Origin of the sequence: Xanthomonas arboricola (assembly GCF_002940665.1) — a bacterium.
GTDB classification, from domain to species: domain Bacteria; phylum Pseudomonadota; class Gammaproteobacteria; order Xanthomonadales; family Xanthomonadaceae; genus Xanthomonas; species Xanthomonas arboricola_B.
In genome coordinates this window covers 487200-508060 of sequence record NZ_MIGY01000003.1, presented here as the reverse complement: position 1 = coordinate 508060, position 20861 = coordinate 487200, and the positions used below count along the sequence as shown (strand labels likewise).

Sequence of the window (20861 nt, the reverse complement as noted above, 5' to 3'; positions counted from 1 at the left end):
CTACAGAAGGTCCAGCGGCTGCTTGCGGGTCGGGGGCGGAAACGCACGGTCCAGTTCGGCAAGGTCCTGCGCGTCCAGTTGCAGCGTGCACGCCGCTGCATTCGCGCGCACGTGCGCAGGCGTTCCCGATTCGGGAATGGCAATGACCTGGCCGCTGCGGATCGCCCACGCCAGTGCCACGGCAGTGGCGGCCACACCGCGTCGCTCGCCGATCGCGTGCAGCACCGGATGATCCAGCAATGCGCGGCTGCCCAGCGGCGAGTACGCCATCACCGTCACCTGATGCTGCGCGCACCACGGCAGCAGGTCGAACTCGATGCCACGGCTACCGGCGTGATACAGCACCTGATTGACCAGGCAGTGTTGCCCGCCATCGATGCACCACAGGTCCTGCAGATCGTCCACATCGAAGTTCGACACGCCCCAGTCGCGGATCTTGCCGGCATCGCGCAGGGCCTCGAAGGCATCGACCACTTCGCGCAGATCGCTGCCGCCGCGCCAGTGCAACAGATACAGATCCAGTGTGCGCACGCCAAGCCGCTGCAGGCTGGCCTCGCAGGCACGCGCGATGCCGCGCGCGCTGGCATTGCTCGGCAGGACCTTCGATACCAGATAAGGCCGCTGCACGTCATCCATGGCCTGGCCGATCAGTTGCTCGGACCGGCCATTGCCATACATCTCGGCAGTGTCGATCAAGCGCATGCCCAATTGCTGGCCTGTCTGCAGCGCCTCGATCTCCTGCTGCGGCGCGTGTCGCCCCTGGCCCAGATTCCACGAGCCGAGCCCGAGTGCCGGCACACTGCGCCCGTTGCGCAGGCGCACCGTGGGGCAGGGGGATGAGGTGGGGACGGACATGGGGGGGCTCCTGGACGATGCGATCAATGCGAGGGTGACTGTGCCGGCGTTGCTGCCGCGTGCGGCAGCGTTAGCGTTGCCTGTGCATCCCAGAACGCGCAGCGATGCCGCTGCGCGAAGTCGGGCGTTGCGCCGATCCTGCCGGGCGACAGCGTCAACGGAGCGTCGCCATCGAAGCGCGGCCACTGCGGACGGCCAGCCCCATTGGGGTCGCCGGTGCGCGCAAATGCGCCCCAGTAATCCTGCAGCGTGTTGGCGAAGGCCTGCTGCGCCGGAGTAAACGTCGGCTTGCCACTGAGCACCCACGGGCGCTGAAACAGATACACCAGCTCGGATGCGTGATACGCGCCCAACGGATGCGAGAGCGGCAGGCGCAACAGGCCGTATGGCGCCTGCGGGTCGTCGAATTCGTACGCATACACCGGCGCGTGGGTGCGCAAGGCCTGGCCCAGCCGACGTGTCGGGCAGGCGAATCCGCCATCGGTGACGATGTCGGCGAATGCATCCCAGCGCGATTGCGCGGCAACGTCCGCGTAGCGCGCCAGGATCGCTGCGGGGTCGGCATGCATGCGCTTGAGGCGCGCCTCATAGCCGCTGCGCAGGTTGAGCTTGCCGATGTAGGACAGCAACTGCGCAAACAGCCGCCCTTCGTTGCGGTTGGTGCCGATCAGCACCGGTACCTGCGTATGTTGCAGGTTGCCGATCGCCTCGGCGGGCGGCAACGGCAAGACCTCGCCGCCGGACATCGGCGCCCACGCGTCGCTGCCGGTCAAACCACGTCGCTGCGGTTTGGCATCGGCCACGGTTTCGGCAGGCAGTGCGCGCAGGCATGCGGCAACATCGCTTGCGCGCTCGCAGCCAAGCGTCTGCGCCATGCGCGCACCGCCGCGCTCGGCCTCGGCGCGCGGCAGGCTGGAATCGCTGGCCAGGCAACTGCCGCTTTGCAGGATTGCGCGTTGGAACAGACCGGCCGCGCCCGGGGAGGCGAGTTGATAGCAGATGCTCCAGGCACCGGCCGATTCGCCGAACACGGTGACGTTGTGCGCATCGCCACCGAAGGCGGCGATATTGCGCCCGACCCAACGCAACGCAGCCTGCTGATCCTGCAAGGCATACGCGCCTTCGCCTTCGCCGCGCAGCGCCGGATGCGCAAAGAAACCGAACACCCCCAGCCGATAATTGGGCGCCACCACGATGACGTTCTGCCGCGCCGCCAACGCACTCAGGTCGTAGTCGACATTGCTGCCCAGCTCCAGCGCGCCACCGTAAATCCACACCATCACTGCGCGCGGATGCGCCGGCGCGGGGCCGGGCGGCGCATAGACGTTGAGGGTGAGGCAATCCTCGGAGACCTGCTTCTGCCCGAAGCGATAACGCGGCAGGCACGCCGGCCCGGCCTGGGTGGCAGCGCGGACTCCCGTCCAGGCTGGCGCCGCCTGCGGCGCGCGAAAGCGCAAAGCGCCCACCGGCGGCGCGGCGAACGGCACGCCCAAAAACACCCGCCCCTGCGCACCGGCAACACCGCGGATTGCACCGGCATCGGTCTGCACCACCTCGGCCTGCGCATCGGCCGCATGCACTAGTGCCGGCACCTCGCCAGGGCGGCGTGGCGCGCAGGCGGTCAGCGTGCAAGCCGCCAGCAGGAGGATGCCGATGTGTTTCAGTTGAAGCATGCGCAGGTCTGCCATGTGCGTGAGGACGTCGGTCATCATCTCTTTCGCACGTGTAGGGCAGGAAAACGTGTGGTTGGCAGGCACCCGCATGCGATGGCCGGGTACACGCATCGCTGGGGAGTGAGCGGGTATCGCTGCCTGCGGCGCATGTGCAGCTTCCGGCGCAGTTGTCCTGCCGGAACTGTCGATGCATCCGCCGGCGAGGCGCAGATGGCATGGCTGTCGCCTGGTCGAGTGCGATGCTGCGATGAGCGCAGCACGCGCCGGAGGCCAATCTTTCACCGCTGCCCATGAAGCGCCGCCCATCGCCCCGGCTGTGACAAACGCAAAACCTATGTTGGCAGAAGCGCCGGCCCCTCCCGGCACGGCAACAAAAAACCCAGCCGTGTGACCGGCTGGGTTTCGCTTTTTTACCTGGTGGTGGCGCTTACGCCTCCACGTCGTCCTTGTACGCGTCTACCGGGATGCAGGCGCACATCACGTTCTTGTCGCCGTAGACGTTGTCCACGCGCGCCACCGGCGGCCAGTACTTCTGCTGCTTGAGGCCCGGCAGCGGGAAGGCGGCCAGTTCGCGCGGGTAGGCGTGGGTCCACTCGCTGGCCGACACCTGGGTGGCGGTATGCGGGGCGTGCTTGAGCGGGTTGTCGTCGCGGTCCAGGCGGCCGTCTTCGATGGCGCGGATCTCTTCGCGGATCTGGATCATCGCGTCGATGAAGCGGTCCAGTTCGTGCTGCGATTCGCTTTCGGTCGGCTCCACCATCAAGGTGCCGGCGACCGGGAAGCTCAGCGTCGGCGCATGGAAGCCGAAGTCGATCAGGCGCTTGGCGATGTCTTCGGCGCCGATGCCGCTGGCCTTTTCCAGCGGGCGGACGTCGAGGATGCACTCGTGCGCCACCAGGCCGTTACGGCCGGTGTACAGCGTCTTGTAATGAGAGCTGAGGCGCTTGGCGATGTAGTTGGCATTGAGCAGGGCCACCTGGGTCGCCTTGCGCAGACCGCCACTGCCCATCATGGTCACGTACATCCAGCTGATCGGCAGGATCGAGGCCGAGCCGTAGGCCGCCGCGCTGACCATGCCGCCGATGCGCGAGGAGTGTCCACTCCCGCTTTCGGAGTTGAGTCCGCCGCCATGGATGGCGGCAGTTTGACCTTCGCCGGCATGGATGCCGGCACGAGGCAGGTATGGCGCCAGATGCGACTTCACCGCACACGGGCCCACACCCGGGCCGCCGCCGCCATGCGGAATGCAGAAGGTCTTGTGCAGGTTCAGGTGCGACACGTCCGAGCCCCACTTGCCGGGCTTGGCCACGCCGACCAGGGCATTCATGTTGGCGCCGTCGGTGTAGACCTGGCCGCCATGCGCGTGCACGGCTTCGCAGATCGCCACCACGTCCTCTTCGAACACGCCGTGGGTGGACGGGTAGGTGATCATCAACGCGGCCAGACGCTCGGAGTACTTTTCCGCCTTGGCGCGGATGTCGTCGACATCGACATTGCCGTTGGCATCGCATTTGGTCACGACCACGGTCATGCCGCACATCTGCGCCGAGGCCGGGTTGGTGCCGTGGGCGGATTCGGGAATCAGGCAGATGTCGCGATGCGCTTCACCGCGCGCGCGGTGATAGGCGCGGATCGCCAGCAGGCCGGCGTACTCGCCCTGCGCGCCGGAGTTGGGCTGCAGGCTCACCGCATCGTAGCCGGTGCATTCGACCAGCATCGCTTCCAGCTCCTCGATCAGCTGCGCGTAACCGGCCGACTGCTCGGCCGGGGCCAGCGGGTGGATCGCGCCGAACTCGGGCCAGGTCACCGGGATCATTTCAGCGGTGGCGTTGAGCTTCATCGTGCAGCTGCCCAGCGGGATCATGGTGCGATCCATCGCCAGGTCCTTGTCGGCCAGCGAGCGCATGTAGCGCAGCAGTTCGTGCTCGCTGTGGTGGGTATTGAATACCGGGTGGGTCAGGAACGCGCTGCTGCGCAGCAGGCCGTGCGGCAACGCGTCGGCGGTGGCCGCATCGAGCGCGTCCACGTCTGCCTGCGCACCGAACAGCGCGGCCAGTGCAACCACATCGGCACGCGTGCTGGTTTCATCCAGGCTGATGCCGACCGCTTCGCTGTCGATCGCGCGCAGGTTGATGCCGGCCGCGCGGGCCTTGGCGTGGATGGCGTCGGCATCGATCGCCTTGACATGCAGGGTGTCGAAGAAATGCTCGCCCACAGTGACGCCGGCACCGCGCAGGGCGGCGGCCAGGATCGCAGCAAGGCGATGCGTGCGGCGTGCGATGCGGGTCAGGCCCTCGGGGCCGTGGTAGACCGCGTACATCGAGGCCATCACCGCCAGTAGCACCTGCGCGGTGCAGATGTTGGAGGTGGCCTTCTCGCGGCGGATGTGTTGTTCGCGCGTCTGCAAGGTGAGGCGGTACGCCGGGTTGCCGGCGGCATCGATCGACACGCCGATCAACCGGCCCGGCATCGAGCGCTTGTAGGCATCGCGGCAGGCCATGAAGGCCGCATGCGGGCCACCGAAGCCGAACGGCACGCCAAAGCGCTGCGAGTTGCCGACCACGATATCGGCGCCCCATTCGCCGGGCGCGGCGATCAGGGTCAGTGCCAGCAGGTCGGTGGCCACCGCGACCAGGCCGCCGCGCGCGTGCACGGCATCGGCCAGCGCAGCGTGATCGCCGATGTGCCCGAAGCTGTCCGGGTACTGCAGCAACACGCCGAAGCACTCGGCCTGCAAGGCTTCTTCCGGCGTGCCGACGCGCAGCACGATGCCCAGCGGCTCGGCGCGGGTGCGCAGCAGTTCCAGTGTCTGCGGGTGCACCGCGTCGTGCACGAAGAAGGTGTCCGACTTCGACTTGGCCGAGCGCTTGGCCAGCGTCATCGCTTCGGCCGCGGCAGTGGCCTCATCCAGCAGCGAGGCATTGGCGATCTGCATGCCGGTGAGGTCGGCGCACAGGGTCTGGAAGTTGATCAGCGCTTCCATGCGGCCCTGCGAAATCTCGGCCTGGTAGGGGGTGTAGGCGGTGTACCAGGCCGGGTTTTCCAGGATATTGCGCAGGATCACCTTCGGCGTATGGGTCCCGTAATAGCCCTGGCCGATGAAGCTGCGCTGCACCTGGTTCCTGCTGGCGATGGCGCGGATCTTGGCTAGCGCCTCTTCTTCGGTGATCGCCTCCGGCAGCGCCAGCGCCGCTGGCGACTTGATGTTGCCGGGCACGATCGCATCGGTCATCGCATCCAGCGAGGCGTGGCCGACCACCTCCAGCATCTGTGCGATTTCTGCGTCATTGGGGCCGATATGGCGTTCGACGAACGCGCTGTGATGTTCGAGGTCGCGCAAGCAGGACGTGGTCTGGGACATGGCGGGCATCCGGGGCAGAGGGCAGACGAATGGTCGACCGCCGCCGGACCGGCGTGACGCGCGCAGCGCATCACCTCCTGTCGCAGCGACAGTCTTCCTCGCGCCCCTCTGTCCTTTTGCCTGAGAGTTTAAGAACGCGGCATGGCGCTGGGGCCTGCCTGCGTTCCGTGCCCCTTCGGCGCCGGCATCGGCCGGTCTCTCCAGAGTTGTACTGCGGATGGTATCGGGCCTGAGCGATTACGGGCTGTTGCGCCTTCGGCAGCGGCAGTGCCGCTTCTCCCACCATGTTGCCGGCCGATTATAGCCTGCGGGGGGCCCCAGGAGCGGTGGCAGGCGGGCGCAGTCACCGGGGTTGCTTAACCTTGCAACGGCGAGCGCCTATCATCGACGCCCCTGTGCTCATCCCGACGCTGCCCCCAGGCCAGCGTCGGCGTGCGTCACCCCGATGCACCACGTTTCGGATCCCTGCATGCCCCCCACCACGCCTTCCACCCGTCGCATGGCGCTGCTGCTCGCCGGGTTGGCGATGTTCGGCCCGTTTTCCATCGACACCATCTTCCCGGCGTTCTCGCGGCTCAGCCGCAGCCTGGCGGTGGACGAGGTGGCGATCCAGCAGACCATCAGCGTCTATCTGCTCGCCTACGGGCTGATGAGCATCGCGCACGGCCCGTTGTCCGATGCCTGGGGCCGCAAGCGGGTGATCCTGGGCGGGCTGGTGCTGTTCATCGTCGGCTCGGTGGGCTGCGCGCTGTCGCAGGATCTGTCCACCTTGCTGGCGTTCCGCGCATTGCAGGGCCTGTCGGCCGGGGTGGGCATGATCGTCGGGCGGGCGGTGATCCGCGACCTGTTCCACGGCGCGGACGCGCAACGGCTGATGAGCCAGGTGTCGATGATCTTCGGCATCGCCCCGGCGATCGCGCCGATCATCGGCGGCTGGATCCTGCTCAGCGGTGCCGGCTGGCCGCTGATCTTCTGGTTTCTGGTGGCATTCGGGCTGGTGTTGCTGATCGCTACGCTGACCTGGCTGCCGGAGACCCATCCGCCGGAGGCGCGCACGCCGCTGCAGCTGCGCCGCCTGATGCACGACTACGTGCGGATCGGCTTCAACCCGCGTTTCCAGCGGCTGGCCGCGGCCGGTGCGTTCAACTTCGCCGGCATCTTCCTGTACATCGCCTCGGCGCCGGTGCTGATCATGCGCCACCTGCACCTGGGCGAGGGCGACTTCGCCTGGCTGTTCATTCCCACCATCGGCGGCATGACGCTGGGCTCGTTCCTGTCCGGGCGCATGGCCGGCAGCATGGAGCCGGTGCGGCAGATCCGCATCGGCTTCATCTGCTGCGGCGTGGCGGCGCTGGCGAACCTGGGCTACACCATGACGGCGGCGCAGATCGCCCTGCCCTGGGCGGTGCTGCCGATCTTCCTGGCCGGCGTGGGCATGGCGCTGATCTTCCCGATCCTGGCGCTGGCCGTACTGGACATGTATCCGCATCAGCGCGGCCTGGCCTCCTCGCTGCAGGCCTTCACCCAGCTGATGACCAATACGCTGGTGGCCGGGGTGCTGTCGCCGCTGCTGAGTGAACACCCGCGCCATCTGGCGATCGGCATGACCGGTTTTTTCCTGCTGGGCTGGCTATTCTGGCGTTGGGAACGCCGCAGCGGCCGCCGCTTACGTCGCCGCCAGGCCGAAGAGGCAGTGCCTCTGGAGCCGGCCGACCATCTCTGACCTCACAGGAGCCTGCATGTCCACCGATTCCAAGCTGCGCCGCGATGCCCGCAAGCGCGCCGCCGAGCGCCAGCGCAACCAGGCCGCCGCCAATCCCGCGCCGGTCTCGCCGATCGAGCCGCATGCCGAACTGCGCGACCAGCAGCGCACGCTGCTGGCCGGCATCGTCCGCCGCGACGGCGAATGGGTGCTGGGCATGGACGGCCGCATCGCCGGCGAGAGCACCAGTGCCGCCCAGGTGCTGGCCCTGATCATGCGCGCGGCCGAGCTGCACGAACGCCAGGGCACGCCGGTACGGCTGACCTATTCGGACGCACTCAAGGACGCGGCGCATGCCGAGGCGGCCGCCGACGGCAGGGATTTCGAGGCGTTCCGGATCGAGTTCGCGCAGAAGCTGGTGCCCGCGCGTACCAACTGAGGCCATGCACGCAGCGGTGTCGGCGAAGCCGGCTTCGGACACTGCCCATTCAACGTCGATGGGCGGTGTTGGAGACCGAAGTGCGCTAGCGCTCATCGCAGCATTGGCCAATGCTGCGCTGGATCAGCGCGCCGGCGCCTGTCGCTGGACGTCCTGCTGCTGCGCCTGTTCCTGCGCGGCGGCGTTGCGATCCTGCTCGGCGCCCACAGCCTGCGCGCGCTGCAGGCTGTCGTCCACCGGCGTCTGCTGCGCGGCCTGCGCATCGAAGGGTCCGCGCAGGTGCGCCGGCGAATCCAGCGCTCCCTGGACCACGAAGCCCTGTGCCGGGTCGCGCCCCAGAACCACGTGATCGACACGCTGCAGCCCGTGCTCGCGTGCGGCCACCAGCGCGCCGGCTGCCAGGCGCTCGCTGTCCGCATCGGGTACGCGGCCGCGCGCGGCTTCCAGTTGTTCCACGGCTGCGGTGCATTGGCTCAGCAGCGCATGGTCCGGACTGGCCGGATTGCGCAGGTCCGAAGCCGCGCTTGCCGTACCCGCCTGGCGCGGAAGTACCTCGGCATCGATGCGCTGCAACCGGCCGTCGTATGTTCCATCGGCGCCGTCGGCGATGCGCTGCAGCCGCTCGACGAATGCATACGGTGCGCCGCCCACATTGCGGGCCATCGCGAGCGCGAAGCGTTCGGGTGACTGCGGCGCGGCGTTGCGGTCGCCGACCAGCGCCGTCAGCGCGCTGCCGCCGATCCTGCCGGCTTCGACGCTAGTCTGGGTCTGCTGCATCAGCGCCTGCATCTGCTCCTCGCTGAAGGCCAGCGTGGTCTTCTGCCCTGGCGCAATCGCACCGGTGCCCGCCATGTCGCCGCTCAGTGCGCTGTTGAGATTCTGTGCAATCGCCTTTTCCTCGCTGGCCTCGTTGCGCCCGCCCAGGCGTTGCAGCAACCCCGGCGCGGCGACATCGCCATCGATCTCGAAGCGGTAGCTGCGTTCCTGCACGCGCTCGGTGTCGTTGCCGTCGTACTGGCGCACGATCGTCAGCGGCACGTTGCCGCCGTATTGCAGCTGCTGCACCAAGGTGTAGCCGTCCTGGCCCGGTGTGCTGATGCGCACCTGGCTGCCCTGGTTGCGGTTGCCGGCCACATCGGCGCTGAGCGGGCCCAATTCCAGCTGCAGACGCTGCTGCGAGCTGAAGTCGACCCGCTCCAGCGTCTGCAGTTCATCGACGCCGGGCACGCCCGGTGCCATCTTGCCCTCGCGCATGAACGCGCCCATGGCTGCGCGCGCACGCGGATCGGCCAGGTCGAACTGCGCGCTCTCCACACGCGACTGGCCCAGGGCGTCGGCGCGCCCGAGCAGGGCCTGCGCCGGTCCCGCCTTCAGGCCAACGGCGTTCACCGCCTCGATGGCTGCGTTGGGCCCGGTCACCACACGCACGTGGCGCTCGTCCACCCGCTCGATCAGGTAGCTGCGGCCGCTCGCTTCGGTAATTTCGCTTTGCATGGTGAGGTGTTGCAGACTCGCCGAGGCGTCGCGCTGGGTGTAGGTCTGGGCGTCCATCACTGCGCGCGCGCCGATCGGCAGGCTTTCCGGCTGCAGCGGATTGACGCGGGTGGCCGCCTCTGCAGGCTGGTCGGCACCGGGCAGCGTCAGGGCGTACCGCATGCGCTGCCCGGCACTGGTGCTGGCCTCGATGCTCAGCTTGCTGTCGCCGAGCCTGGTCTGCAGGCGTTGCTGCTGGCCGGTGTTGGCATCGGCCTCGAGGTTGAAGGTGGTGGTCTTCGCCTCGGCGTCGCTGAGCTTGCCCAGGCCGAGCGAGCGGCTGCTGCGCAGGCTGTTCTCGCCCAGCGGCTGCGTCGGACTGCCGCTGCTGTGCTGGCTGGTATGGGAATACTTGACCGTCTGATCTTCGGGGCTGAGCTCGATGTTGCTGCCACCCACTTCCAGCGCGTAGTCGCTGCGCTTGCTGCTGTAGATCGGGTCGAATGCGCGGTCGTTTGCGTCGTCGATGAACTGCTTGTCGCGGTCTACGTCGCGCGGGTCCGGGCCGGTGGAGGCGTTGTTCATTGGATGCGTCCTGCATGCTGCGCCGGTGCAGCGGGCGCGCAGTATATCGCCGGCGTTTTATGCGTTTATCAAATCAACGTTATGCGGCGGCCAGGGTGACGGCCGCCGCATGCCGCTAGAAGCGCGTGCGTCAGTGCGTTGCGGCAGGCACAGGCGTAGTGCTGGTGGCCGCGGGTGCGCTTGCCTGCCAGCCGCACAATTTCCCCTGGTTCTGTTGCTTCAGCCACTCGCTCATCGGTGCGAAGTAGTCCAGCATCGGGCCGGCATCCAGGCGGTCGTTGCCGGTGAGTTCCTTCAGCGTGGTCTGCCAGGGTTGGCTGGAACCACGTTGCAGCATCGACCAGAACTTCTGCCCGGCGTCCTTGTTGCCGTAGAAACTGCACTCGTACAAGGGGCCCTGATGGCCGGCGGCTTCGCACAGGCCCTTGTAGAACTGGAACTGCAGGATGTGCGCAAGAAAATACCGGGTGTACGGTGTATTGCCGGGCACATGGTACTTGGCGCCGGCATCGAAGAACTCTTCGCCACGTGGGCTCGCCGGTGCCACGCCCTGGTACCTGGCCTTCAGTTCCCACCAGGCCTGGTTGTAATGCTCGGGGGGGATCGACCCGTCGAACACGCCCCAGCGCCAGCGGTCGATCATCAGGCCGAACGGAAGGAAGGCGACCTTGCTCAGCGCCATGCGCATCTGCGAATTGATCAGCGCCTCGCGGCTGGTTTGTTGTTCGCCCACCATGCCGATCGACTGCAGATACTTGGGCGTCATCGCCAGCACGATGGTGTCGCCGATCGCTTCGTGGAAGCCATCGTTGGCACCGTTCTGAAACAGGGGCGGCAGCGGGTTGTAGGCCAGGTCGTAATAGATGTGCCCAAGCTCGTGATAGATGGTGGTGAAATCCTCTTCGGTCGGCTTGATGCACATCTTGGTGCGCACGTCCGCACCGATGTTCTGCGTCGCTTCGCCGCCCATGTTCATGTCCCACGCGCTGGCGTGGCAGACCACGTCGCGGTCCAGCGGTTTGATGAACTGCGAACGCTGCCAATAGGTGTCGGGAAGCTTGGGCATGCCGAGCGAGGTGTAGAAATCCTGCGCACGCTCGGTCATCTGTTTTGCGGTACGCAGCTGCGCTTCGCGCTCGGCCTGGAAGCGTGTGCCGCTGCCGCCGTCTGTGCCGGTGTTGCGTGCCAGCACCGCACTCAGGTTGCCCTGGTATTGTTTTTCCAGCGCCGCGGTGATGTCCAGATCGCCCGCACCCGGGTAGGGCTGCAGCAGGTCCCACAGATTGCTCCAGTCCTGCTGCCACATATTGCCCATCAGATGCGCGGGCAACATGCCGCCGGCGAGCTCGCCCCTGTCCTTGCCGTATTGCGTATCGAGCTTGCCGCGCGCATAGCACTGCAGTTGTGCGTACAGCGGCTTGACCTGCTCCCAGAGACGGTCGGTTTCGCTGGCCAGTTGCGCTGGCGGCATGTCGTAACCACTGCGCCACAGCACGCCGACATCGGCAAAGCCCAACCCGCGCGCGCCCTCGTTGGCGAGCTCGACAAACCGCTGGTAGTCCTTGCGCATCGGGATTGCGGTGCCATGCCAGCCCTGCCAGGCATCGAATTGTTCGGCGTAATCACGGCTACTGGCCAGCACGTGTTCCAGCTCGCCAAGCTGGCGGCAGCGGCGTTGTTCGCCATCGCCCACGCAATAACTGGCCGCACCATAATCGCCTTCCATCTTGGCGGCGATCCGGGTGAGCTCTGCCAGCTTGGCCGGGTCGCGTGGGGCGGGCAGGGCGCTCATCAATTTCAGCAGTTGCAATGCACGCGCGCTGTCGGCCGACATCGGGGTGCCTGCATACTGCTTGGATTGTGCGATCCAGCGGTCCAGTTGTGTCAGCGAGCGCTCGTTGGCTTTGGCGGCCAGCAGCTGCGAATCGCCGTTGATATAGGTCGAAGACAACCACTGCGCGGCGGTGAGTTCCGGATACGCGGCCTTGTACTCGGCGCTGATGCGTGCGACGAATTGGTCGGCGCTTTCCTCCGGCGCAGTTTTGGTGGCAGTAGGCTTGGCGGGTGCTGCCGCGTCCTGACGGCAGGCCGACAGTGACAGGGTGCCGGTGGCCACGGCCAGTGCCAGCCACAACAAACGAGGATTCACAGATGGTCCTTGCGGTGAAGTCCGACGCAGGCTAGAGCGCGTCGGGTTCCACCGCAAGCGCTGTCACGGTGCACGCGACTTGGGTGGGCTGCAAATCCATCTGTGCTCGCCATGTGTGCTCGTCAGAGCAAGCGCCACATTGCATGCCCACCGCGGGCGGGCACGGCCGTTACCTGTTTGCTCGCGATGTACTGCCAGCTGCTTCAAGACTGGGGGACCGGTTGCATTGGGTTGATGGAACGGTGCAGGCGGATCAGTTGCAGAGCGGATGATCTGCCGCTTGGTTGCAGGGCCCTTGCCCGCCCACCATCGCAGGACACGCCGCAAGTACGTCCCTGTAGGCTCTTACGCGGCATCCATGCCGCGTAAGGTCCCGCGACGGTGGGCAGGCAAGGACCCGTCGAGATAGTCGGTGTGCACGGTAAGAGCAGTGCCTGATGCGCGTTGTTCGGAGCGTCGTGCGTCCGAAAATCTGTCCATCGCAAGCCGCACAGCAAGTCTTCAAGAAAGCAGCCGACCAACTTCCTGGTGCGGTGTCCTTGCCGGTTGCGGGACCCTTGGCGGCATGGATGCCGCCAAGGAGCCTCCATGGACGGATTCACGGCGTGTCCCGCAAGCGGTGAGGGCACCGCGCACTCGACGAGCCGAGCTTTTGATTTAAGCATCTGATTGCGATTAAAGGCGGCCACGGTTTGAAGTCCCGATTGCTTTGGGCGTCGTGCTCCAAAGGTCTGGACAGCGCGAATAGATCGGCTACAGAGCGGCTGATCTGCCGCTTGGCTGCGGGGTCCTTGTCCGCCCACCATCGCAGGACACGCCGCAAGTACATCCTTGTAGGCTCTTACGCGGCATCCATGCCGCGTAAGGTCCCGCGACGGTGGGCGGGCAAGGACCAGTCGGGATGGTTGGTGTACACATCTAAGCGCAGTGTTTGATGCGCGTTGCTGGATGCTGATGCACAGGCCAGACTTCCGATGCATGGCGAGCGACAAGTAGCTTTTCACGTGGCCACCGACCAACTTGCCAGTGCGGTGCCCTTGCCGATTGCGGGACTCTTGGCGGCATGGATGCCGCCAAGGAGCCTCCACGGACGGATTCACGGCGTGTGGCGCGAGCGGCTAGGGCACGCGCCTCTGATAAGCCATGCTTGAAAATTCAGCCGCATTTATCCCGTGCATTGCGCAAACAGATCGCGCTCGCGTGCATAGGCGCTGGTCTTGACCTGCATCAGCCCGAGTATCGACGGAAACAGCGCGTCCTGATCGGTGTACTGGCTGGCACGGTGGCGCAGGCAGGTTTCGTCCAGGCCGCGGTCGCGGGCGAATTCCGGCGAGAACCACATCACCATCGGTACGTGGGTCTGCTCCTTGGGCGCGATCGCATACGGTACGCCATGCAGGTAGAGGCCTTTTTCGCCGAGCGATTCGCCGTGATCGGAGAGGTAGATCATCGCGGTGTCGTAGTCCTGCAGCCCGCGCAGTGTGTGGATCGCCTGGTTGAGGAAATGATCGGTATAGGTGATGGAATTGTCGTAGGCGTTGACGATGCTCTGGCGGCTGCAACTGCCCAGGTCGGCGGTCTTGCACACCGGCTTGAAGCGCTCGAATTGTGCCGGGTAGCGCTCAAAGTAACTCGGCCCGTGGCTGCCGAGTTGATGCAGTACCACCACGCGGTCGCCGGGCTTTGCGCGCACTTGCGCAGCCAGGTCGCTCAGCAGGATCTCGTCCATGCAACGGCCATCGGCGCACAGCCCTTGCGTGGTCGCATCGTCCAGCTTATCGATTTCCAGTCCATCGCAGACGCCCTTGCAGCCAGATTGGTTGTCGCGCCATAGCGTGGAAATGCCGGCGTGTTCGAGCACATGCAGCAGCGACTGGTGGCCGCGGATCATGTCTTCGTTGTAATCGCGACGGCCGAACGGCGAGAACATGCACGGTACCGAGACCTCGGTGCTGGTGCCGCACGAATGCATGTCGGGAAAATTGATCACCCCGGCCTGCGCCAGCTCGGGCGTGGTCTGGCGCGCATAGCCGTTGAGGCCCCAGTTCTGCGCACGTGCGGTTTCGCCCAGCACCACCAGCAGCAGGCGCGGGCGGCTTCCCGGTGCACGTGGCGTGGCCATGGCGTCGTGTTCAACCGGTTGTTTGGGCGCATGCTTGATCGGTGAATCGGATTTGAGGTTCTGCCGCAGCGCCACGATGTAGTTGATCGGCGTGGCCAGGTAACGCACTTCGCGGTGATTGCGCATCAGCGCGGAGATGTCCTGCGAGGACAGCATCGCGCCGGCGGCGCCGGCCACTGCCACCATCAGCAGAAAGCCTGAGCGGATTGCCAGTGATCTGCCGATGCTGCGTGCGTGCAGGTGCGTGCGCCACAACAAGGCGGCCGGAATCAGGAAGTAGCACAGCAGCGGCAGGATCAAGCCGGGCGTGAGCAGTTCGCGCGATTCCTTGTGGTCGGTATGCAGCACGTTGCGCAGCATGTCCGCGTCCAGGTAGACGTTGTAGCTGTCCATGTAGTGCGCAGCCAGCGCAGTGGTGAACAGCAGCAGCGTCAGCAGCGGCTTGGCGTTCCAGCGCCATACCAGCAGGCCCAGCAATAACGCGTGCACGGCTACCAGCAACGCCATCAATGAGATGGCAAACCCGAGACTGCCCGGATGCGTGGCCATGGCCGTGCGCCAGAACAGCTGATTGCAGACCAGTGCGAAGAACAGACTCGCCAACAGCACCAAGGTCTCGGTCGAGACTGTCGGTCGCGCCGTCCAGCTCAGTGCGCGCAGGCGCTTGAGCCCACGCGATTGCGGTAGATAGGTGCTCATGCTGCATCCCCCGATCGCAACACCACATCATTGGCGCGATGCGGTCGAGCCAGCATCACGCAGTACAGCGCAAGTGCGGTTCCCCAACACACCGCCAGCGACCACAGGTCGTGCGACAGAAAATGCGCACCGCGTAGTTGCTGCGCGACGCCGAATAACAACCCTGCCGCGATGCCCCCCCACAAAGCCGGGCCACGCCACGCAGGACGCAGTGCCAACGCACAGAAATACAGTGCCACCCACGCATAACCGGCGCTGGCGTGGCCTGCAGGAAAACAACCGGACGCGGCAATGCCATGGCGCGATTCGAAGAGCCCGATCATCGGCCGGCTGCCGCCGTAACGACTCAGATCCCACGGGCAATCCATCGCCGTCCAGGACTTGAGCAAGGACACCAGCGAGGTCGACAGCACGACCGATGCAGCCAGGTACGTCAAAGGCCAGCGCAGCACACGCAAGCGCGGCCGGCACCAGGTCACAAGCGCCAGCGTCAGCACGCTGACAGCAGCCGCGGTACTCAACCATTTGCCGACGCGGTGAACCACGTCGCTGGCGAACCATTGGTCCTTGAGCTGCCAGTGTCCACCTTCCAGCCGATACAACGCATCGGCAACCCACTGGTCGCCGCCGGCGCCCATCAACAGCGCGCTGAGCACCAGCACACCGGCCAGCGGCAGCCAAAGATGCCGAACCAGAAAGCGGGTTTGCGCAACGGTACCTGTGCGCGCCAGGGCAGGTGCATATACGGGAAGTGTGGTCATCGAAGCATCGGCCGGTGGTCTATGCCCGGCATCTTCGAAAGTGGCATGTCGGAAAGCGGTCGGACCGGAGTTGCTCGTCCGTTAACGCGCTATCCGGCGTTCAGTCTGTCTCGTCAACGCCTGTGTCGGTGTCGGACGCGGTGGCGACGCAGCCGGCATGCCATGCCGTGCCCGGCAGCAACTGCCATTGATTGCGGTTGGACTCGCCGATATCGATCCGTTGCGCCGGATCGATGCACGCCGGTACCGCCTGCTTGAGCACGAACAGCCAACGGCGCTCGGGTGCGTGTGCAAGCCATGGACCTGCCTTGGTCCATTGCTGCCGCCAACTCGCCTTGAAACCGAAGTCGGTCACCGCCCTGTCCGCCTGCAGCATGTTCTGCTCGCGCCAGGCCAGCATGCCGAGCTCGGCCTCCGGGCCGATGCGCTGTCCCACGCGCTGCATCAGGCGAGCGGCAGAACTGTAAGGGTCCAGTGCCGGCATCAAGCCCAGGCCGTACACGCTCCATAGTGCGGCGGTCACCACCACCACCGCGGTGCCGGTGCGCTTGCCACGCGACCATGCAGCTGCCGCCAGGCCGGCCACGCCCAGGCCGATCAACCAGATACCCACCGACTGCAGCGAGGCCAGCTCCATTCCGCGCTTCAAAGCGGTGTTTTGCGCCCAATGCAGATGCAGTGCGATACCGCTGCCCAACGCAAGAGCGGCCAGCGCAAGCAGCAGCAGGTAGCCGGTCAGCAATACGCGGACACCACGCTTGCGCAGCAGTCCGGCCAGAAGCGGTGCGGCGGCCACGCACAGGGCCGGCAGCATCGGAAAGATGTAGACCTCGCGCTTGCCCGGGCTGGCGCTGAAGAACACCAGCACCAGCATGCTCCAGGCAAGCAGCAACAGATAGCGCGGATCGCCACGTCGCAGCCGCCGCCACCAGGCCGGCAGCAACCAGGGCAACACCAGGCAGCCGGGCAACCACAGCGTGGCGATCACCTGCAGGTAGTACCAGGCCGGCTTGAGGTGATGCCAGGCGTGCGCGTAGCGGGTGCCGGTCTGCTTGAACAACAATTCGTGCGCGTAGGCATGCAGCGTCGGGTCGTTGCCCTGCCATAACGCGATGCCGAGCGGACCAAGCCACACTGCAGTCCCGGCCAGAAATGCCGGCAGCACCAGCAACCAGCTGCGCCCGGCCTGGGCGCGCGCCGGCAGCACACTCCGGTGCCTGCGCGGCAGCGCCATCCACGGCAGCAACAGCAGCAATGGCAAGAAGCCCACGCCCTTGGTCACCGTGCCGACGCCGGCTGCGAACAATCCCAGCGTCCATGCGCGCCAGTCCGGCCCGCGCAGCAGATGCCGCAGCATCCCCCACAACGACAGCGTGGTCAGCGCCACCAGCACCATGTCGATCTGCGCACGCTTGGCCATCAGGCCGAACTGCAGCACCGCAAACAACGCCAGTAACGCATAACGCGCCACGCGTCGGTTCCATAACCGCCGCGCGATGTCCCAGGTCAGCCACAACGTGGCCAGCGCAGCCAGCAGCGAAGGCAGCAGGAACGCGACCGGCCAGTGCGGCACCAGCTCGTAGCTGGCGGCCTGCAACCACATGAACACCGGCGGCTTTTCGGCGTACAGCTCGCTACCCCGGTGCGGCAATAGCCACTGACCGGTCCCGATCATGGCGCGTGCGGCCAGCACAAAGCGCGGCTCGTCCGGCGGGTTGGGCTGACGCAGGCCGATGCCGGCCAGCAGGCTGACGACGATCAGCAGCACGGCAACAAGCAGCGCACGCTGGCGGGAAGTAGCGGCGGAGATGGAAGGCGACATGCGCACGCCCGGATCGGTGGCGGCACACTATCCGGCACGCAGGTCGGAATTTTGTCGGAACCACCGAGAGCGGCTGTGTTCGGCCAGGCTCGGTTAGGATGCGCACATCGTCCCTGCCGGGCCGCCCTGGAAACGCGCTCATGCGGCTGCTGGTCATCGAAGACAACCGCAATATGGTTGCCAACCTGTTCGACTATTTCGAGGCGCGCGGACACACCCTGGACGCAGCGCCCGATGGCATCACCGGCCTGCATCTGGCCACCACCCAGCAGTACGACGTGCTGGTGCTGGACTGGATGATGCCGCGCATGGACGGCCCGGAAGTACTGCGCCGCCTGCGCGAGCAGCACCAGTCCGAGCTGCCGGTGATCATGCTCACCGCCCGCGACGAATTGCCCGACAAGATCGCCGGTTTTCGTGCCGGCGCCGACGACTATCTGACCAAGCCGTTCGCACTCCCGGAACTGGAAGTCCGCATCGAGGCCCTGCTGGCGCGTGCGCATGGGCGTCGACGCGGCAAGTTGCTACAGGTGGCCGATCTACGTCTGGACCTGTCCACGCTGGAAGCCACCCGCGCCGGCCAGGTGCTGCACCTGTATCCGGCCTGCCGCAAGTTGCTGGAAGTGCTGATGCAGGCCAGCCCCGCGGCCGTCACCCGACAGCGGCTGGAGCAATCGCTGTGGGGCGACGATCCGCCCGACGGCGACATGCTGCGCTCGCATATCTACGAGTTGCGTCGCAGCGTGGATGGTCCCTTCGTGCACAAACTGATCCACACCCTGCCGCGGCTGGGCTATCGCCTGGCGCCGCTGGAAGGCGCCGGCGATCCGGCCGCCGGCGAGTGCAGCGATGGTTAGGCAGCGCTCGTTGGGCCGCCGCGTGCTCGTATGGCTGTTCGGTTACACGCTGCTGATGGTGCTGGCAGTGTTCGGCACCGCGCAGTATCTGCACGAGCGCGCAGAACACGGCGTATGGCGCTCGTTGTTGAATTCGGAACTGGACAGCATCCTGGATCGCAGTGCGCAGAATCCGGATTACCGCTGGCAGGACTCGGACACCTTGCGGCTGTATCGCCTCGACGGCAGTGCGGCAGTGCCGCCGGTCTTGCGCACCCTGCATCCCGGCCTGCACGACGAGCTGGAAATCGGCGGCCGCCAGAGTGCGGTGATGGTGCGTGACACGCCGCATGCCGGGCGCCTGGCGCTGGTGCTGGATATCACCGACTTCGAAGCGCTGGAGCAGTTCATTACCCGCTGGATGCTGGCCGCAGGTGTCGCGCTGATCGGCATCACCCTGTTGATGGGAACCTATGCGATGGCGCGGCTGGTGCGCCCGTTGGTGGAGCTGGCACGCGATATCGGCGCGTTGCGTCCCGAGCGGCGTGCACAACGCATTGCCGTGGGCCCGCAGGGCAGCGCCGAGCTGTACGTGATTGCCGACGCGCTGAACGACTATCTCGATCGCAACGGCCAGTTCGTCGAACGCGAACGCGCCTTCATCGACAGTGCCAGCCACGAGTTGCGTACCCCGCTGGCGGTGATCGGCAACGCCGCCGAACTGGCGCTGGAACAACCCGGCACAGCGCCGGCCGTGCGCCACCAGCTGCAGCGCATCGCGCAGACCAGCGCCGCGGTGGAGCAGTTGATCACCTTGTTGCTGGTGCTGGCCAAGGACCCGGGCCGGCTGACGCGCAGCAGCGATACGCTGCGCCTGGATCAGTTGCTGCCGGAGATCGTCGCCGATCACGCGCATCTGCTCGCCGACAAGGATCTGCAGGTGTTCACCGATCCGCTCCCGCCATGCAGCCTCACCGCGCCGGTGGCGATCGTGCAGACCGCCATCGGCAATCTGCTGCGCAACGCGATCGAGAACAGCGATCGCGGCATCATCCGCGTCTCGCTCAGCGCCCCCGGCGTGGTGCGCATCGCCGACCCGGGTCACGGCATGACGCCGGAGGAAATCAGCGCGATTTACGCGCGCCTGGCGCGTGACAACGCACGCCAGGGCAACGGCATCGGGTTGGAGCTGATCGGACGGCTCTGCGAGCACCTGGGCTGGTATCTGCACCTGGATTCCAGCGCGGGGCAGGGCACGGTGGTGACGCTGGATCTCAGCGGCGCGCAGTGCAGCTAATCGCCGGCACGCTCAAGGCAGCTGCGCAGTGCGGCCATCGCCGCCGCCGCGGTAGCCGGAGCAGCGGCCGCCTTGCGGGCATCGTTGAAGACCTCGATGCCGATCGGCCCTGTGTAGTCCATGCCGGCCAGGCGCCGCAACAGGGCCGACAGCGGAAAGCAGCCTTCGCCCGGCAGCAGGCGCGCATGCCGCGCCACCGCGGCCAGCGCACCTGGCGCCACCGGCTGCGCCACATCGCATAACTGCACATTGGCGATGCGCGTGGCCGGGATGGCGTCCAGGTCGTCCAGCCCACGGCCTGGCGCGAACAGGTGGTAGGCATCCACCACCAGATCGATGTTGTCCGCGCCGCTGGCACGCACGCTTGCCCACGCGGCAGGCAGGGTGTGATTGACCGTGCTCCACGCCATCGGTTCGTAGGCGATGCGCAGGCCGTGCTCGGCCGCGGCACGGCCCAGCCAGCGCAGATCCTCGACGATCCGTGCGGGCACGACGTCGGCACGCGTGTTGGCCGGTGCCTGCACCACGCCCGCACCCAGTGCGGCGGCGGTTTCCAGCATCTGCAGCGCGTGCGCGCGGCAACGGTCGCGTTGCGCGTCAGCGGCACCGTCCACATCGCGCAGCACCTGGTAGTCGGTCAGTCCCAGCCCGAGCTCGCGCAGGGTGCCGCGCACCTGCGCGGGCGATCGCGCCAACTGCTGCAGGTCCTGTTCCCACAATTCGACCGCATCGAAGCCGGCCGCCTGCGCGGCCGACAACTTATCGGCTGCGGTGCCGCCCAGCAGCACCGTGTTGAGAAACAGGCTGTGCATGCGCTGCAGCCTACGCGGCGTGGCGTTGAGGAGATGTCTGCGTCGCAGTGATGCCGCGCGGCGTGACCTGCAGTGCGACGAAACGCCGCGTCTGGCGATGGGCGACCTGCACGGAGACGGCAGCCGGCATGTTTCGCGCGCGAGCACTCGGCATGGTCCGTGCGGACGCTGACGACCCCGTCGTCTGCGCCCTGCTTGTGCCACGCAATGCAGTGCCACTGCGGTGCACTGGCCACGGGCGCGATCCCGGGGCTGCATGCTGGCAGCTGGCCCGC

13 protein-coding genes and 1 riboswitch are annotated in these 20861 nt (G+C 66.5%); of the genes, 4 read left to right on the top strand and 9 right to left on the bottom strand.

Features of this window, described 5'->3' with window-relative positions:
- The 3 genes from XarjCFBP7645_RS15800 to gcvP form a co-directional block, all read right to left on the bottom strand.
- Nucleotides 1–855: an aldo/keto reductase gene (locus tag XarjCFBP7645_RS15800; RefSeq protein ID WP_104538279.1), complete on the bottom strand. Its 855-nt coding sequence runs from the start codon at nt 853–855 to the stop codon at nt 1–3.
- Nucleotides 856–878: 23 nt separating this feature from the next.
- A complete protein-coding gene (locus XarjCFBP7645_RS15795; RefSeq protein ID WP_104538820.1) occupies nt 879–2528 on the bottom strand; it encodes a carboxylesterase/lipase family protein in 1650 nt (549 codons plus the stop codon).
- Nucleotides 2529–2955: 427 nt separating this feature from the next.
- Nucleotides 2956–5889 (bottom strand): aminomethyl-transferring glycine dehydrogenase, encoded by a 2934-nt coding sequence (gene gcvP / locus XarjCFBP7645_RS15790; protein ID WP_104538819.1) that lies wholly within the window; start codon nt 5887–5889, stop codon nt 2956–2958.
- Nucleotides 5890–5987: 98 nt separating this feature from the next.
- Nucleotides 5988–6103, bottom strand: a riboswitch (glycine riboswitch).
- 255 nt (nt 6104–6358) lie between these two features.
- On the opposite strand from gcvP, the gene XarjCFBP7645_RS15785 reads away from it, so the two are divergent.
- Both XarjCFBP7645_RS15785 and XarjCFBP7645_RS15780 read left to right on the top strand, forming a co-directional pair.
- The gene (locus tag XarjCFBP7645_RS15785) at nt 6359–7612 is read left to right on the top strand and encodes a multidrug effflux MFS transporter (RefSeq protein ID WP_104538278.1); all 1254 of its coding nucleotides are present in this window, start codon (nt 6359–6361) and stop codon (nt 7610–7612) included.
- 16 nt (nt 7613–7628) lie between these two features.
- Nucleotides 7629–8030, top strand: a complete 402-nt coding sequence (locus XarjCFBP7645_RS15780) for a hypothetical protein (RefSeq protein WP_016901679.1) — start codon at nt 7629–7631, stop codon at nt 8028–8030.
- 123 nt (nt 8031–8153) lie between these two features.
- Here the strand turns inward: XarjCFBP7645_RS15780 and XarjCFBP7645_RS15775 are convergent, their stop codons facing one another.
- The 5 genes from XarjCFBP7645_RS15775 to XarjCFBP7645_RS15750 all read right to left on the bottom strand — a co-directional run bounded on the left by XarjCFBP7645_RS15775 (nt 8154) and on the right by XarjCFBP7645_RS15750 (nt 17647).
- The gene (locus XarjCFBP7645_RS15775; protein WP_104538277.1) at nt 8154–10088 is read right to left on the bottom strand and encodes an XVIPCD domain-containing protein; all 1935 of its coding nucleotides are present in this window, start codon (nt 10086–10088) and stop codon (nt 8154–8156) included.
- 130 nt (nt 10089–10218) lie between these two features.
- Complete coding sequence (locus XarjCFBP7645_RS15770) at nt 10219–12237, bottom strand: M2 family metallopeptidase (RefSeq protein WP_104538276.1); 2019 nt, start codon at nt 12235–12237, stop codon at nt 10219–10221.
- Between the two features lie 1165 nt (nt 12238–13402).
- The gene (locus tag XarjCFBP7645_RS15760; RefSeq protein ID WP_104538274.1) at nt 13403–15058 is read right to left on the bottom strand and encodes a phosphoethanolamine transferase; all 1656 of its coding nucleotides are present in this window, start codon (nt 15056–15058) and stop codon (nt 13403–13405) included.
- Nucleotides 15055–15819: a phosphatase PAP2 family protein gene (locus XarjCFBP7645_RS15755; RefSeq protein WP_104538273.1), complete on the bottom strand. Its 765-nt coding sequence runs from the start codon at nt 15817–15819 to the stop codon at nt 15055–15057. The genes XarjCFBP7645_RS15760 and XarjCFBP7645_RS15755 overlap by 4 nt, the downstream gene beginning before the upstream one ends.
- A 100-nt stretch (nt 15820–15919) precedes the next feature.
- Nucleotides 15920–17647, bottom strand: a complete 1728-nt coding sequence (locus XarjCFBP7645_RS15750; RefSeq protein ID WP_104538272.1) for an ArnT family glycosyltransferase — start codon at nt 17645–17647, stop codon at nt 15920–15922.
- A gap of 134 nt (nt 17648–17781) precedes the next feature.
- Between XarjCFBP7645_RS15750 and XarjCFBP7645_RS15745 the strand changes: the two genes are divergently transcribed.
- Together XarjCFBP7645_RS15745 and XarjCFBP7645_RS15740 are read left to right on the top strand one after the other, a co-directional pair.
- Nucleotides 17782–18498, top strand: a complete 717-nt coding sequence (locus XarjCFBP7645_RS15745; RefSeq protein ID WP_104538271.1) for a response regulator transcription factor — start codon at nt 17782–17784, stop codon at nt 18496–18498.
- On the top strand, nt 18491–19774 hold the full coding sequence (locus XarjCFBP7645_RS15740; RefSeq protein WP_104538270.1) for a sensor histidine kinase: 1284 nt from the start codon (nt 18491–18493) through the stop codon (nt 19772–19774). The genes XarjCFBP7645_RS15745 and XarjCFBP7645_RS15740 overlap by 8 nt, the downstream gene beginning before the upstream one ends.
- On the opposite strand, the gene XarjCFBP7645_RS15735 is transcribed toward XarjCFBP7645_RS15740, so the two are convergent.
- Nucleotides 19771–20586: a sugar phosphate isomerase/epimerase family protein gene (locus tag XarjCFBP7645_RS15735; protein WP_104538269.1), complete on the bottom strand. Its 816-nt coding sequence runs from the start codon at nt 20584–20586 to the stop codon at nt 19771–19773. The two genes, XarjCFBP7645_RS15740 and XarjCFBP7645_RS15735, sit on opposite strands and share 4 nt — an antisense overlap.
- Between the last annotated feature and the right edge of the window lie 275 nt (nt 20587–20861).

Coding starts and splice junctions, on each gene's coding strand:
- XarjCFBP7645_RS15800 (WP_104538279.1), bottom strand. CDS start 855: ATGTCCGTCCCCACCTCATCCCCCTGCCCCACGGTGCGCCTGCGCAAC.
- XarjCFBP7645_RS15795 (WP_104538820.1), bottom strand. CDS start 2,528: ATGCTTCAACTGAAACACATCGGCATCCTCCTGCTGGCGGCTTGCACG.
- gcvP (WP_104538819.1), bottom strand. CDS start 5,889: ATGTCCCAGACCACGTCCTGCTTGCGCGACCTCGAACATCACAGCGCG.
- XarjCFBP7645_RS15785 (WP_104538278.1), top strand. CDS start 6,359: ATGCCCCCCACCACGCCTTCCACCCGTCGCATGGCGCTGCTGCTCGCC.
- XarjCFBP7645_RS15780 (WP_016901679.1), top strand. CDS start 7,629: ATGTCCACCGATTCCAAGCTGCGCCGCGATGCCCGCAAGCGCGCCGCC.
- XarjCFBP7645_RS15775 (WP_104538277.1), bottom strand. CDS start 10,088: ATGAACAACGCCTCCACCGGCCCGGACCCGCGCGACGTAGACCGCGAC.
- XarjCFBP7645_RS15760 (WP_104538274.1), bottom strand. CDS start 15,058: ATGAGCACCTATCTACCGCAATCGCGTGGGCTCAAGCGCCTGCGCGCA.
- XarjCFBP7645_RS15755 (WP_104538273.1), bottom strand. CDS start 15,819: ATGACCACACTTCCCGTATATGCACCTGCCCTGGCGCGCACAGGTACC.
- XarjCFBP7645_RS15745 (WP_104538271.1), top strand. CDS start 17,782: ATGCGGCTGCTGGTCATCGAAGACAACCGCAATATGGTTGCCAACCTG.
- XarjCFBP7645_RS15740 (WP_104538270.1), top strand. CDS start 18,491: ATGGTTAGGCAGCGCTCGTTGGGCCGCCGCGTGCTCGTATGGCTGTTC.
- XarjCFBP7645_RS15735 (WP_104538269.1), bottom strand. CDS start 20,586: ATGCACAGCCTGTTTCTCAACACGGTGCTGCTGGGCGGCACCGCAGCC.